This window comes from Hafnia sp. HMSC23F03 (assembly GCF_001816025.1).
Taxonomy (GTDB): Bacteria; Pseudomonadota; Gammaproteobacteria; order Enterobacterales; family Enterobacteriaceae; genus Hafnia; species Hafnia paralvei.
In genome coordinates, this window is record NZ_KV824188.1 from 72,273 (window position 1) to 87,473 (window position 15,201).

At 45.8% G+C, this 15,201-nt stretch carries 11 protein-coding genes; 6 read left to right on the plus strand and 5 right to left on the minus strand.

Translation table 11 applies throughout. The annotated features are described in order from the left end of the window. Positions 1–51: 51 nt before the first annotated feature. Complete coding sequence (locus HMPREF3091_RS01490; RefSeq protein WP_070713607.1) at positions 52–2,385, minus strand: molybdopterin-containing oxidoreductase family protein; 2,334 nt, start codon at positions 2,383–2,385, stop codon at positions 52–54. A 145-nt stretch (positions 2,386–2,530) separates the two neighbouring features. Between HMPREF3091_RS01490 and HMPREF3091_RS01495 the strand changes: the two genes are divergently transcribed. Then, entirely contained in the window at positions 2,531–3,226 is a 696-nt protein-coding gene (locus HMPREF3091_RS01495; RefSeq protein WP_070713608.1) for an IclR family transcriptional regulator, read from the plus strand. A 36-nt stretch (positions 3,227–3,262) separates the two neighbouring features. On the opposite strand, the gene thiI is transcribed toward HMPREF3091_RS01495, so the two are convergent. Next, positions 3,263–4,711, minus strand: coding sequence for a tRNA uracil 4-sulfurtransferase ThiI (gene thiI, locus HMPREF3091_RS01500; RefSeq protein WP_004096669.1), 1,449 nt, complete (start codon positions 4,709–4,711; stop codon positions 3,263–3,265). A gap of 247 nt (positions 4,712–4,958) precedes the next feature. Between thiI and xseB the strand changes: the two genes are divergently transcribed. From xseB to dxs, 3 genes are all read left to right on the plus strand, one after another. Further along, positions 4,959–5,216 (plus strand): exodeoxyribonuclease VII small subunit, encoded by a 258-nt coding sequence (xseB, locus tag HMPREF3091_RS01505; RefSeq protein ID WP_004096671.1) that lies wholly within the window; start codon positions 4,959–4,961, stop codon positions 5,214–5,216. 2 nt (positions 5,217–5,218) lie between these two features. Continuing rightward, on the plus strand, positions 5,219–6,124 hold the full coding sequence (gene ispA, locus HMPREF3091_RS01510) for a (2E,6E)-farnesyl diphosphate synthase (RefSeq protein WP_070713612.1): 906 nt from the start codon (positions 5,219–5,221) through the stop codon (positions 6,122–6,124). Positions 6,125–6,307: 183 nt separating this feature from the next. After that, complete coding sequence (gene dxs, locus HMPREF3091_RS01515) at positions 6,308–8,173, plus strand: 1-deoxy-D-xylulose-5-phosphate synthase (RefSeq protein WP_070713615.1); 1,866 nt, start codon at positions 6,308–6,310, stop codon at positions 8,171–8,173. A gap of 195 nt (positions 8,174–8,368) precedes the next feature. On the opposite strand, the gene HMPREF3091_RS01520 is transcribed toward dxs, so the two are convergent. Continuing rightward, on the minus strand, positions 8,369–9,640 hold the full coding sequence (locus tag HMPREF3091_RS01520; RefSeq protein WP_070713618.1) for a RidA family protein: 1,272 nt from the start codon (positions 9,638–9,640) through the stop codon (positions 8,369–8,371). Between the two features lie 883 nt (positions 9,641–10,523). Here HMPREF3091_RS01520 and HMPREF3091_RS01525 point away from each other — a divergent pair. Next, a complete protein-coding gene (locus tag HMPREF3091_RS01525; protein ID WP_070713622.1) occupies positions 10,524–11,498 on the plus strand; it encodes an aldo/keto reductase in 975 nt (324 codons plus the stop codon). A gap of 92 nt (positions 11,499–11,590) precedes the next feature. Here the strand turns inward: HMPREF3091_RS01525 and pgpA are convergent, their stop codons facing one another. Both pgpA and thiL read right to left on the minus strand, forming a co-directional pair. Then, a complete protein-coding gene (gene pgpA / locus HMPREF3091_RS01530; RefSeq protein WP_004096733.1) occupies positions 11,591–12,112 on the minus strand; it encodes a phosphatidylglycerophosphatase A in 522 nt (173 codons plus the stop codon). After that, the gene (thiL, locus tag HMPREF3091_RS01535; protein WP_070713625.1) at positions 12,099–13,076 is read right to left on the minus strand and encodes a thiamine-phosphate kinase; all 978 of its coding nucleotides are present in this window, start codon (positions 13,074–13,076) and stop codon (positions 12,099–12,101) included. The genes pgpA and thiL overlap by 14 nt, the downstream gene beginning before the upstream one ends. 1,110 nt (positions 13,077–14,186) lie before the next feature. Here thiL and HMPREF3091_RS01540 point away from each other — a divergent pair. Beyond that, positions 14,187–14,750 carry a helix-turn-helix transcriptional regulator gene (locus HMPREF3091_RS01540; protein WP_139146181.1) on the plus strand — a complete coding sequence of 188 codons (564 nt, stop codon included), beginning with the start codon at positions 14,187–14,189 and terminating at the stop codon, positions 14,748–14,750. The last annotated feature ends 451 nt before the right edge of the window (positions 14,751–15,201 follow it).

Consider the following 15,201-nt stretch of genomic DNA (forward strand, 5'->3'; position numbering starts at 1 on the left):
AACCATAGCAATTTCGCATATCTATAAGAAATCCATACTGTTTCATCGTGGTTAAGCCTCCCTTCTCACATCAACCAACGTGCTATTGCAACAATGTCCGTTCCCCAGCAACTCCACCTGATCGTTGGTGACATGGCTGCTGCTACCGCCCTGCTGTTCCCACCAACCATTATCCAAACTCACCACGCCTCGTTTGATATGCGTGGTCACATCAGCAATAGCGCGATGTTCACCACGATGATTGAACACCACGACCCATTCTCCATTCTGGATCTGGCGCAAATGAGCATCTTCAGGATGAATCATAACGTTAGGCCGATTACGCTGAACTTCGAGGATCCACTCATTCATGCCATGGCTGGAGTGAACGCTCCGCGCCAGTTTGCGTTGTACTGCCATCAGAGGATATTGCTGAGCCAGCTCAGGGGAGCCTTTCACTGACTCTTTTACCTGTTTCCAAGTGACAACTGGCAGGAAATCCTTTTTGCTCCACTCTTCAATAAAGAGATGTGCTTTACCCGTTGAAGTTCGAAATACCCCATCTTTAAATGGGATCCAATCATCCTCCACGGGACAAACCGGCCCCTTTTTCAGCATGTCACGAGTGATACCAGACCCTTTAAGGCATGCGTCGATATAATGCTCAATGGGCTGATTGAAAATCTCACCAAACCCGAAGCGTTCAGCAAGACGAGCAAAAATCCAGTAGTCCGGTTTTGCTTCTCCAGGAGGCTCAACGGCTTTCTCCATTAATTGGACATAATGGCTACGAACGCCAGCCATGAGACTCACGTCTTCAAAAATTGTTGTAACAGGCAGAACAAGATCGGCATACAGCGCTGATGAGCTCATCAGATTATCAGCCACTACGACAAATGGGACTTTCTTAAAAGCCTCTTTGACCTGATTCGTATTAGGTAATTGCGTCATCGCTCCCAACGTCATGTTCCACCAGAACTTTATTGGATGCGGCCTTTCATTGACGATCCAGTCGCCAAGTTTGGATATGGGTATTGAAGGGATTTTGGCTGACTCAGGAGCCGCTGGGATAATAGGCGAAAATTTTGCCATCTGTCTGACTCCGCCGGCATCACAAACGCCCGCGCCACGCTTCCCAATATTGCCAGTGATCAGCGCCAGATAAAATTGGCTGGCCGCGACATAAGTACCAAACTCGGTTCTCTGCGCGCCAGACATATTCTGGATAATCATCGCGGGTTGAGTGGAGGCGTAATCACGCGCCAAACGTAACACGGTCTGCGCAGGGATATCGGTTTCAGCCTGAACTTTATCAGCACTCCACGCCTTCGCCTGCCCCCAGACTTCATCGAGCACGGTACTAAATGAAGACTCGGCAGGTAATTCATTGCTCAGTAGTGCGGGAACAACGCCTTGTGCATCATGACGTTTAAGAGATTGGGTTAACGTATCAAAAACGAGATAACTATCGACATCCTTAGGATCCTCGCGCATTAACTGCTTATGGTTATCAACCAGATAGACTGCACCAGTATGTGCCCGCAAGAAATCGGCGTCATAGCGTTTCTCCTGCATGATAATATTGATCATCCCCAAAGCCAGAGCGATGTCCGTTCCTGGCACTATGGGTATCCACTCATCCGCTTTAGCCGCCGTTTCGTTATAACGAGGATCAATAACGACCATGCGAGCACCGTTTCTTTGTGCCTGCGAATAGTGTTTAAAATACGCATGCATTGTTACTGCGGGATTATTTCCCCAGCATAAAATATAACGGCTGTCCTCAATCGTATCGCGCGTATCAGCGTAACGTAAACCTACCATCGGCATCATGGCTGCTGTCACCGCTGCGCAGCATAGCGATCCGGCATGTTTCGTCGAACCACCAAGATAATCAAAGAATGCCTTACCCATGTCGTTCTTGATGGAATCCATATTTCCAGACGCGGCCGTCAGTAATAACCCTTTATTCCCATCAGTCGCGATGGTTTCCCTGATTTTCTTTTCAATCAAATCCAGCGCAGCATCCCAAGTGATAGGTTTGAATTTACCTTCACCTTTCTCGCCTATACGTAACATGGGTTGTGTCAAACGTAGGGGATGATAGACCCATTTTGTTCGGCTAATACCTCGTAAACAGCACTTCACATTAAAGCCTTTGGTCGCTTCGATTTTCATTAAGCGATTTTTCCAGACATAAGCCGTGAGATTGCAGTGCAAGCACTCCATCGCACAGGTAGAACGGAAAGTTTGGTAGTCCGATTGCTTTAAGCGAATCTTTGGCAAAGGCGCGCCGTTTGCCTGCCGTAAGTTTAAAAAGCTAGAGGCGAGTGAGGATAACCCCACCACACCAAAACCTTTTAATAGAGTTCTTCTGTTTAAACGTACCCTGCTCAATGCTTCCATGATGATCCCTCCATAGTTCATAACTAGTGAACCAAAAGAAACCAATAGTTAACTTGCGGCGTATCAAAATATAACCACTTAGAGGTAAAGATCTTTTTAAATTGCGAAGATGATACAATTGGGGATTATGAATAAGAGAACAAATATGCTTGAAACGTCTCAAGGGGTTAACTCGGTGGAGATAGCCGTCAATATTCTGGCTTTTGTTGCTAGCCAGAACGGACAAGCTCGCGCGATTGATATCGCTATTGGCTGCAATCTATCCAAAAGCCGCCTCCACAAGTATCTCGTTTCGTTATGCCGTACCGGCATGCTCTGCCAAAACGAGAAAGGTCTGTATTCATCTGGCTCAAGATTACACACTCTGGCGAATCACTCTTCTTACACTTACGATCCGGTTAACGCACTGAACAACGCGCTGATTTCATTTCGTGATATCTATAATCATTCAACTGGCGTAGTTGTTTTCGACGCTGAGAGGCTGATACTTCGACATTACAATCGTAGTTTTCGTAACGTTGATATCGATTTTCTCCCCAATACTCCGGTACCACTTCATACCAGTGCCGCGGGGCAGATTTTCATGAGCTTTACCCACTATCAAGCACAAGATGCTGAGCAGGCGCAGCATTTGGAACAGATCCGATTACAGGGATTTGCGGTACGCTACCATCCGGCTCAGGGGATCCCTGGGGCGCAGTCTATTGCTTGTCCACTGTTGAATAGCCGAGGAGAGTTGATTGCGGTGGGGGTTACGATGGGATTTTTTGATACCGAGGCAATTTCGCAGATTGCTCGCCAACTTGTGAATACAGTCGCGCCACTGAATCAGCAGGATTAATGTCGCCCCAACAAAAATAGTCGGGGCGAAAATGACTTAAGGTCGATACACCTTCACATTGTTATAGCCCTGCTCTTTAAGATACAGCGCCTGCAAACGGCTCATCACACCTCGGTCGCAGTACAACACATAGCTGCGGCTCTGATCGAGATCGCCAAATTGGGTAGCGAGTTTGTAGAATGGTAGGCTTTTGACTTCTAGCCCTTCAATCTTCAGCGGCTTATCTTCCTGTTCGTCATTCGAACGGATATCCAACACCACTTCATCACCGGTTAAAGCCTCAACGGTTTCAACTTCAATCACCTGTTCGCTGGTCTGCTCAGCAATTTCACGGATATCCATGTTTTGCGCTTCAGCGACCACGCGTTCGAGGATGTCAAAATCAAAGTTTTCCTCTTCGGCTTCAATCTTAGACTTCACTGCTTTTACGGTTGGGCTTTTCGAAATCACACCGCAGAACTCAGGCATGGTTTTCGCAAAGTCTTCAGTACCAATTTCCCTAGCCATATCAATGATATGTTCTTTATCATGAGAAATCAGCGGACGCAGAATCAGTGTGTCAGTAACGCCGTCAATCAGACGCAGGTTAGTCAGTGTCTGGCTAGAGACCTGTCCCAGTGCTTCACCGGTCACCAGTGCCTGAACACCATAGCGCTCAGCCACTTTGGACGCTGCTCGCATCATCATTCGCTTGAGGATAACACCCATTTGGCCATCATCCACTTTCTCAAGAATCTCACCAACAACGGGAGCGAAATCAATAGCGACAAAACGCACGCGATGAGAGCTACCAAAGCGATTCCACAAATAATGAGCAACCTGTTTCACACCGATTTCATGAGCGGAACCGCCCAGATTAAAGAAACAGTAATGCACGCGGCAACCACGGCGCATCAGCATATAGCTAGAAACACCCGAGTCAAAACCACCGGAAATGAGCGACAGGACATCTTCCTGCGTGCCGATAGGATAACCGCCCAAGCCTTCATAGCGCCCTTTAATCAACAGCAGGCGATCGTCTTCGATCTCCAAATGTACGGTAACTTGCGGATGAGATAACTTAACTTTGGCGCTTTCAATATGCTGATTTAACCCGCCACCGACATAACGCTCGACTTCGATAGAGGTAAATTCATGCTTACCACGACGCTTAACTCGGACGCAGAAGGTTTTCCCCTCCAGCTTGTCACGGTACATTTCGAGCGTTTGCTCGAAGATGTTGTGCATATCGGTGTATGGGCAATCATCAACTTCTAAAATGTGATGGATCCCCGGGATTCGCGTTAAAGCATCACGTACCTGCTCGGTACGGCTTTCATCTTTAGCACGAACTTCGATATGATCCCAATGGCGTACGATAGCCACTTCATCAATCTGCTTTTTCAGAACGTTGCGAATGTTCCCTGTTAGGATCTTGATAAAGCGCAAACGTACTGATTGGCTTTTGATGGTGATTTCTGGGAATAATTTAATGATAAACTTCATGGCGGCCGTGGCTATTTCGTCGTGATTTACGTTAAAAGGGCTTACACTACGTGTCCTAAATTGAGGACGTAATGTACAAGGCGCGCAGTATAGCACTAAGTTGTAAGCTGGCGCACTGAACCTCATCTTATGAGTTGAAAATCCGTAATTTGCCAAGTCCTGCAGAGTCCGGTAACGTGGCGAAAAATTCTGGAACTCCATCGCTGAATCACTGTTGATTACAGAACATATAAAAGAAAAGAATACTATGGCAAAAAAAGCACCCGCGGCGCCCAGCTTTGAGCAGGCACTGAGCGAACTGGAACAGATTGTTACTCATTTAGAATCTGGCGAGCTGCCATTAGAAGACGCGCTGAATGAATTCGAGCGTGGCGTACAGCTAGCTCGTCTTGGTCAGCAAACGTTGCAACAGGCAGAACAACGCGTGCAGATCCTACTTAATGACGATAAGGATGCCCCTTTATCCCCGTTTAACACGGATCAAGTCAGTGTGGATAAAAGTTAAACATGGTTGTTTTTGAACAGTTACTCAAAACCTATCATCAGCGCGCCGATGCTGCGCTTATTCAGTATATAGAGCCTCTGCCCTTTGCTGATGGACAACTCGTTGCCGCCATGCGCTACGGTGCTTTGCTCGGTGGTAAACGCCTACGACCTTATCTGGTGTATGCCACCGGAGAGATGTTTGGTCTATCATTAGATAATCTGGATGCGCCTGCGGCCGCCGTTGAGTGTATTCATGCTTATTCCCTGATGCACGACGATTTGCCCGCCATGGACGATGACAATCTGCGTCGGGGTCAACCCACCAGCCACATCAAATTTGGCGAAGCACATGCTATTTTAGCCGGTGACGCATTACAAACTCTCGCCTTTTCCATTCTAGCCGACAGCCCGATGCCCGACGTCGCGGTCAGCGATCGACTAGCAATGCTGAGTGAATTAGCTCAAGCCAGTGGCGTTGCGGGCATGTGCGGGGGCCAAGCGCTAGATTTGGAAGCCGAAGGCAAACACGTAGATTTACAGTCGCTTGAGCGAATTCACAACCATAAAACCGGCGCACTGATCCGCTGCGCGATCCGTCTAGGCGCTCTGGCTGCGGGTGATGCTGGCCGCGCTGCGCTACCTCTGTTAGACCGCTATGCCGCGGCGATTGGTCTCGCATTTCAAGTTCAGGACGATATTCTGGATGTTATCGGCGACAGTGCAAAAATGGGCAAACCTCAGGGTTCAGATCAAGAGCTAGAAAAGAGTACCTACCCTTCTCTGCTCGGTCTAAAACAAGCCCAAAATAAAGCTCAAGATCTGTACCAAGATGCAATACAGGTGCTTGAAGAGCTTGAACAACACCACAGCATTGACACTCTGGCGTTAAAATCCTTAGCCAGTTTCATCATTGAGCGCGATAATTAAGACAAAACAAAAACCACGCATTCATTCTATGCCCAAAATAGTTGGAGTTGCGTCAAAGCAGCAAGCAAGTAACCCCTGTGAACTGACTTAGGTCAGCGTTCGGGTAAATGTGTTGCTAACACCGATGTAGCTTCAAGTATGCTGGGCATATATCGCAGAACGAATTTCAGACATGAGCCGCTAATGAGTTTTGATATAGCCAAATACCCGACACTCGCGCTGGTTGACGATCCTAACGATCTACGCCTGCTACCGAAAGAAAGCCTGCCAAAGCTGTGTGACGAACTTCGTCAGTATCTGCTCAATAGCGTTAGCCGCTCCAGCGGACACTTTGCTTCCGGTCTTGGGACCGTCGAACTGACCGTTGCACTGCATTATGTTTATAACACCCCATTCGACTCGTTGATTTGGGATGTTGGTCATCAAGCATACCCACACAAAATTCTGACGGGGCGCCGTGACCGCATTGCGACTATCCGCCAAAAAGGCGGTCTGCATCCGTTCCCGTGGCGCGATGAAAGCGAATACGATGTGCTGAGCGTAGGTCACTCTTCCACCTCCATCAGTGCCGGCTTGGGTATGGCCGTGGCTGCTGAACGAGAAGGGAAAAACCGCCGTACCGTATGCGTTATTGGCGACGGAGCTATCACGGCAGGTATGGCGTTTGAGGCCATGAACCATGCGGGTGATATCAAAGCCGACATGCTTGTTGTCTTAAATGACAATGAAATGTCGATCTCAGAAAATGTGGGCGCGCTGAATAACCACTTAGCGCAGTTACTTTCCGGCAAACTTTATTCCAGCCTGCGTGAAGGTGGAAAAAAGGTTCTGTCTGGCCTGCCGCCGATTAAAGAGTTGGTCAAACGCACCGAAGAGCATCTGAAAGGGATGGTCGTTCCGGGGACTTTATTTGAAGAGCTGGGCTTTAACTATATTGGCCCCGTTGATGGACATGATGTGCAAGCCCTCGCCGCGACGCTAAAAAATATGCGCGACCTGAAAGGCCCTCAGTTGCTGCATATTATGACGAAAAAAGGCAAAGGCTATGCCCCTGCCGAAAAAGATCCGATCAGTTGGCATGCGGTCCCTAAATTCGATCCTGCCAGCGGTACTTTGCCGAAAAGCTCCGGTGGATTACCAACCTACTCCAAAATTTTTGGTGACTGGCTGTGCGAAACCGCGCTTGATGACAACAAACTGATGGCCGTTACGCCTGCCATGCGTGAAGGCTCTGGCATGGTGCGTTTCTCCAAAGAATATCCGCAGCAATATTTTGATGTCGCAATTGCAGAACAACATGCGGTGACATTTGCCGCCGGATTAGCCATTGGCGGCTATAAACCGGTGGTGGCGATTTACTCAACTTTCTTACAGCGTGCTTACGATCAGGTCATTCACGACGTGGCCATGCAAAAACTGCCGGTCATGTTTGCAATAGATCGTGCGGGCATTGTTGGCGCAGATGGACAAACACATCAGGGCGCTTTTGATATTTCGTTCCTACGATGCATTCCTAACTTGGTGATTATGACACCAAGCGATGAAAACGAATGCCGCCAAATGCTACATACCGGCCATCAGTATCAGGCCGGGCCAACGGCGGTACGTTATCCTCGTGGTTCAGGCACTGGCGCGGCGCTAGAGCCCCTCGCCTGCTTACCGATCGGTAAAGGCGTTGTGCGACGTAACGGCGAGAAAATCGCAATTCTAAACTTCGGTACGCTGATGCCTGACGCCTTAACCGCCGCAGAGCAATTAAATGCTACCGTAGCCGATATGCGCTTTGTGAAACCGCTGGATGAAGCCTTAATCTTAGAGCTCGCCGCCACTCACGATGCGCTAGTGACTCTGGAAGAAAACGCGATTATCGGTGGCGCAGGCAGCGGCGTTAACGAACTCCTGATGTCCAAGCGCAAAATGGTGCCAGTCCTCAATCTAGGGTTGCCAGATCGGTTTATCCCACAGGGGACGCAGGAAGAAGCATTGCACGAAATTCAGCTTGATGCCCAAGGCATCGTTAACCAGATCCAGAGCTGGCTGCAAAACTAACCGCGTTACCAAATAAACAAAGCTACCTTTCGGTAGCTTTGTTCTTTTTATCTCATCGCACAAAATTAGTTATTCATCACTTAAAACAAAAGATAGTTAGAATAATTAACTGCAGAACACAAACTCTATGTTTCTTTCACCGCTGATTTTATTCGCGACGATTTCGCCATCAATAAGAATCAGCGGTAGAAAACACTATGCTTGTGGCGGCGTCCCTTCAGCATTGGCTGCTACGACATCGATTTGGATCAATGCATCCTTAGGCAGCGCGGAAACCCCTACGATCCTTCGAGCAGGAATACCGCCAGGAAAGAACGTTGCGCAAACTTCGTCTACTGCATCTATATCTGCAATATTTTTGAGGAAGATATTTACTTTAACGACATCTCCCATGACATGCTCAACGCTTTCTATAATTGCCTTAATATTTTTAAGGCACTGTACTGTCTGCTCTTTTATACCACCCGCGACCAATTTATTGGATTTCGGATCTATCGGTAATTGAGCCGAGAGATGATTGTAGTGAGAAAAAGCGACAGTCTGTGTAGATAGAGCGCATTTAGGCGCATTCACCGTATTATGCGGTTCGATGATAAGCCCGTGTCTGTCTTCAACAGCCTGAGGAGGGGTACCATCTCCGTGTGACACCACGGCTTCAATCTGAACCAGCGCGTCCATAGGTAAAGCTGATGCAGCAATTACCGTGCGTGCAGGAACATAAGCTATGGTCCTAGCAATGGCGGAATCTGGGAAAAATGTAGTATAGACATCATTCACAGCATCAATGTCTGAGAGATTTTTTAGGAAAATATTAACCTTCACAATATCGTCAAATGGCACGTCAATACTTTCTATGATTGCCTTGATATTCTTTAGACACTGTTTAGTCTGCTCTTTTATTCCCCCCTCAACCACTCTACCCGTTATCGGATTGATAGGTAATTGCGCTGAGAGATTATTATAATGAGAAAAGGAGACCGTTTGGTTAGATAAAGAGCTTATTGGCGCATTTATCGTGTTATTGGTAAGTTTAATTAGGTCACCAGACTGCGGTGCATTGGGAATTGTACCTTCGCCGTTTGAAAGCAGAGCCTCAACCTGCACTAAAGCATTCATAGGCAAAGCATTGACAGCAACAACCGTCAGAGCAGGGACATAGGTTGGGAAAAATGATTTATAAACTAAGCTTACCGCATCCACATCTTTAATATTTTTGACAAAAATAGTAATTCTAACAACATCACTCATAACATGATTGATGCTTTCAGTAATTGCCTTGATATTTTTAAAGCACTGTTCAGCCTGCTCTTTTGCACCACCAAACACCAACTCCCCCGATTTTGGATCGATAGGTAGCTGGGCCGAGAAATTATTATAATGAGAAAAAGCGACAGTTTGTGAATATACCCCTGTATTTTTTGGTGCATGTTCCGTATTTCTTGATAAAACCTCGTTATAACCACTCATAACAGTACTCGCCTTATAAAGTTAGGGTTTAGTGAACCACGTAACAAGCACGTGCGACACTTCATTACCGACAGTTAAAATGCCTATCCGTGCTACAAACATGTTGATTTCATGAATTCGATTGTTTATGCAAAAAAAATGCCACACGCTTAAACGTGTGGCATTTAGCAACATTATAAAATTCAAGAGCTATCGATTTAACTATAGCAATACAGTCCTAATATAATCACTCTTCGGTAAACTCATTAGCAACCTATAAAATAACTAACTTACTTAAAACATTAAAAATACACATACGATAAGATATATTTAATTAAGTATCATATTAAAGATATCAATTATCGATGGGATAGAATGTCTTCATCACCCTCAGTGCGCATTTTTATGCTTTCCAATATCCACAGGATCATCTCTTCACTGCTGATTTTATCGCGATATTCCGTAGGAAAATCTCGCCCAGTCGGGGAAGTTTATCATGGCTGACATAGAGCCCCACCTTCCCCCCACCATAACGGTGGTGCTTGGGATGACATTCTTCAATTATTTTTCTTTCGAGGTACGACTATCTAAAACAGACGATTTTTTTTCATTTAAATAATCCACAATCTGGCAATCGCATTTATGATAGCTAATATTGGCTATATTAAAAACCAAGAATAAAGCCTACTCGATACAGTAAAATACCACCAGAAAAATAAACACCCAACCATCACTCTCAATATTGTTTTTATGAATGAGTTCACTTTAAACTTTTGAGTATTAATAATCTTAGTCACTTTCCATATTTGATATTTTTTAGAAATATTCCATAATCATTACATGGAATATTAAAAATATTATTGGAAATTAAAGGGTCATCAACGATAGCTTCATAGGAGGTATTTTGAAATATACCCAGTTTGGTAGCACAGAGCTCTACGTATCTCGCCTATGTTTAGGCTGTATGACCTATGGGGAGCCCAGCCGCGGCAATCATGCGTGGACCTTACCAGAAGAGAGCAGTCTACCTTTGCTGCAGCAGGCCTATGAGGCTGGGATCAATTTTTTTGATACAGCAAATAGCTACTCGGACGGCAGCAGTGAAGAAATTCTTGGCAAAGCAATCAAGCAATTTATGTCGCGCGACAAAATTGTGGTGGCAACCAAAGTCTATTTTCCTCTGAGCAATCTGGAAGGTGGGTTATCACGTCAATCTATCCTGAAATCTGTCGATGACAGCCTACGACGCCTAGATTTAGACTATATCGATCTGCTGCAAATCCATCGGTGGGATTACGACACGCCTATTGAGCAGACACTGGAAGCCTTAAATAACGTTGTTGAAGCTGGCAAAGTCAGCTATATCGGCGCGTCATCGATGCATGCACATCAGTTTGCCAAAGCGTTAGCGGTATCAGAACAAAACGGCTGGGCACGATTTGTCTCAATGCAGGATCAGTACAATTTGATTCAGCGTGAAGAAGAAAGAGAAATGCATCCGTTATGCGAGAAGGAAAATATTGCCGTTATTCCGTGGAGCCCGCTGGCTCGGGGACGTCTTGCCAGACCTTGGGGAGAAACCACTGCACGCTTGGTTTCCGATGAGGTTGGTAAAAAACTCTACGATGCAACTGAAGAAGCCGATAGCAAGATAGCAGAAAGAGTTAGCGCCATTGCCGCCGACTATGGCGTATCAATGGCACAGATTGCACTCGCATGGCTGCTGAGTAAGTCGGTCGTCACGGCGCCGATTATTGGTGCATCGCGCGCTTCTCAGTTGGAAGATGCAATTGCTGCATTGGATATTGAGCTCAAGCCCGAAGAGATTGCAGAGTTAGAAATGGCTTATCAGCCTCATGAACAAACCGGATTTGAATAACGCATCCCGATGATTTAGCTGGCAGCAGAAAACACCTGACGAGGTTATCGCGAAACGCTTCTAACTCGCTCGCGATAACCTCTTTAATATTTTCAACCAAATAACGCTATTGGCCAGTGATGACCAATCACATAGATAATCACCGCAGAGAGAACGCCCGCCACAATATCATCCACCATGATGCCCATACCGCCGTGAACATTGCGATCAAACCAGCGAATTGGCCATGGTTTCCACATATCTAGCACGCGGAAAACCAGAAAACCGCCCAATACCCACTGCCAGCTATTCACCGGCAGAGCCATCAACGTAATCCACATGCCAACAAACTCATCCCACACGATGCTGCCATGGTCGTGAGTTTTCATGTCCTTCGCCGTACGATGGCAGATATAAACCCCAATGCAGATGCTAAACATCACTATCAGCGAATAAAGCTGCCACGGTAGCTGGATCAGCAGCAACCAGAATGGGATCGACGCGAGAGATCCCATTGTGCCTGGAATGATCGGGCTTAGCCCACTGCCAAATCCCGTCGCTAACAGATGCCAAGGATTGCTCATGCGCAGGCGTGCTTTTGCCGCCTTGCTATCGTATTTGCTAATCTTTGCCAAAATGATCAAACCCCTGAAAGTCCAACTCAACCTGATCGTTTCCGCGCCAGAAGCGTATGCCGTCAGCAGCAGGTGCAATTTGTCCAATGCAGGTGAAATCAGCGCCAAGTAAGCCCAGTGCGACGTCTAATGCTCCACGATGCATCTCTGGAACAGTAAAACAAAGCTCATAATCTTCACCACCGGAAAGCGCCCACTGCAACGCCTGATCGGGCGTCGTATTATTGGTCAAACAAGCCGACATTGGCAGGTCGTCTAAATAGAGATTAGCACCACAGTCGCTCGCTTTAAGAATATGGCCTAGGTCTGAAATCACACCATCAGAAATATCAATCGCCGAGCTCGCTAAATCGCGCAGTGCCTGACCTTGCAACACCCGAGGGTGTGGACGAAGATGACGTTGAACCAACATGTTACGTTCATCTTCATCGACCACCGTTAGACGGTCTTGCAAAATCGCCAACCCTGCGGCGCTATCTCCCAGCGTACCCGTAACATAGATCCAATCGCCAATACGCGCACCGCTACGCAGCAAAGCACGACCGGCAGGCACCAAACCATTGATGGTGAACGTAATGCTCAACGGCCCGCGTGTGGTATCGCCACCAATCAACTGCATGCCGTAGTAATCGAGCTGCTCAAACAGGCTATCGCTAAAACGCTCAAGCCAAGGCTCGTTGATTTCAGGCAGCGTCAGCGCCAGCGAAACCCAAGCAGGATCGGCGCCCATTGCCGCTAAATCGCTAAGGTTTACCGCTAAAGATTTGTAGCCTAAATCGGCAGGATCGATATCTGGTAAAAAGTGAATACCAGAGACTAAAGTATCTGTACTGATCGCAATCAGCTGTTTCTCAGAGATCGAGAGCAAAGCACAATCATCACCAATGCCCTGCTGCACATCTCGCCGAGCCGTCCGATGACGGTTAAAGTAGCGGGCAATAACATCGAATTCGCCGCATGCCATAACGCATTTCCTGATTGGGTTAAATTATCGCCATTATCTATTCACCTGATTTTCTCCAACAAAAAGGCCGGAAAACCGGCCTTGCGGTAGAGTCTAACCATGGTACTGATGAACAAAAACAACAGGTTATATCGCTCTACAAGCGACTGGAAGCATCTATACGCACCTTGAATGTGGCCGCAATAGGAGCATTATACATTAGCTCCCCCCAACAATGGACTAGATGAAGTCCGAAGGTAGTGGACATTTCCCCCCCCACCTTGGCACTCCCCCACACAAAACGTGTGAGACACAATGACACCTCTAAGTTATGCCAATAACGTTGGAAAGACTCAGCACAATGTTGACATAAACTCACCGGTTACACCGTCCAAGTACGTAGCGTCGGTAATAAATTGATAGAGTGCAGCGATACTAGATGATATCAGTCTGAGGTTACTTAAGTAATGTGGGATGTAATCAAAGCATAGTCACCAAGAGCTAACCGACGGCAGTCCAGTTTTCCATAGAAATTTTATAATTTTGCTCTGTCTATCTGTACGCTCTCGCGCGAGTTGCCATAACGAACTTGGTGGTCGTTTCTTTTAAACAAAAGCGGCCGACTCTCTATATATATCCTTACCATCAACAGCCTGATTTATATAACTATTACTCTAACTAACATTTTCATAAAACTATCGAGACAAGAATAGTTAAATATAAATTAAAAAGAGAATTCTTACTGTAACTCAAAATAAAAACGGAATATTCCTATATTAATAATCTTGCTCTATACCACTGAAATCCTCAAATCAAAAAAAATCACCCAACATATTGAATAATATATTAAATATTAAAATATCCAAAAATGGACTGATGAATTAGTATCGTCTCCTCAAGCACCATGAATATAATTGTGGCTTATAAACTATCTATGGTGATGATTCCATTGAGCTACAAACAAAGCCTAATCACATGGAAATTAACAATAAGATAGAAATACATCCAACCAATTAAATTATACCTTTGGGATAAATGCCAATAAAAACAATGCATTTAACAACAATAAATCTCATTGCTAGCTAATAACCACTAAACCCAGCTAACACATTTACCGTATCAATATTTAATATGAATATTATTTTCCACACTAATAACCTATATATTGAAAGCGCTATTCATCATTTGGTTTCCACTACAGTCACCGACGTTACACTTTCTAAACTCGACCACATTATTTTATTTAATGATAGGTCGCCCTCAGAAAGTTTAATAATGCTTTCTGAGTATAGTGAATTTAAATTAGGGGAAATAATCCTGATTGTTACTGATGTGGTATCGCCTGAGATTGTTGCACGATTCATCCGTCAAAAATGTGAACTCATCGTGCTAAGCATGCAGAGCTCGCTAAAAGAATGGTTAGCTGCACTTATATTTTCACCTGAATACCGCAGGAAAACCATCCAATGTGGGATGACACATAACCCTCTATTAACAAATACCGAAAAAAGATTTTTAAATGGTTTAAGTATGGCCGGCACAAAGCAAATAGTGACTAAGGTCTTAGAAATGACTGCAAAAGAGGTTAGTGCTTATAAACGTAACGTCATGCGGAAGCTTGGTATAAAACATAACCAGCAATTACTTAACTATGTGAACACAGACAACATCTCCACCGTTCTCACATTTTTATAGAAAAAATAATCCTTCCTATTTATAGCTATTTGTTAATAAGTGGCTACATTTATGTGCAATAAAGTTAATAACAAGTTAATTTAAGGTTTAGCAATGATGAGAAAAAATTCTCTCCCGCGGAAAAACGCGACGTTTCGGTTTTTTGCGTGGTTACAAATATTCTTACAGGTTCTTTTTCCGTTAGTGTCGATGGTATCTAGCAGCGCGTTCGCTCAGAGTTCATCATCAAGTAGCGCTAACCTCTCCCCTTTTGCTGTTGATAGAAATAGCAGTTCGACAACAAAAGACACCACGGCACTCCCCTATGGCGACACCATGAGCAGCCTCGCCAGCTCATTATCGTCCAATGGTGCCGAAGGTGTAGCCAGCAGTGCCAAATCTGCGGCAGCCGGCTACGCCTCTTCGTCAACTCAGCAATGGCTGAGCCAGTTTGGTACCGCCCGCGTTCAGC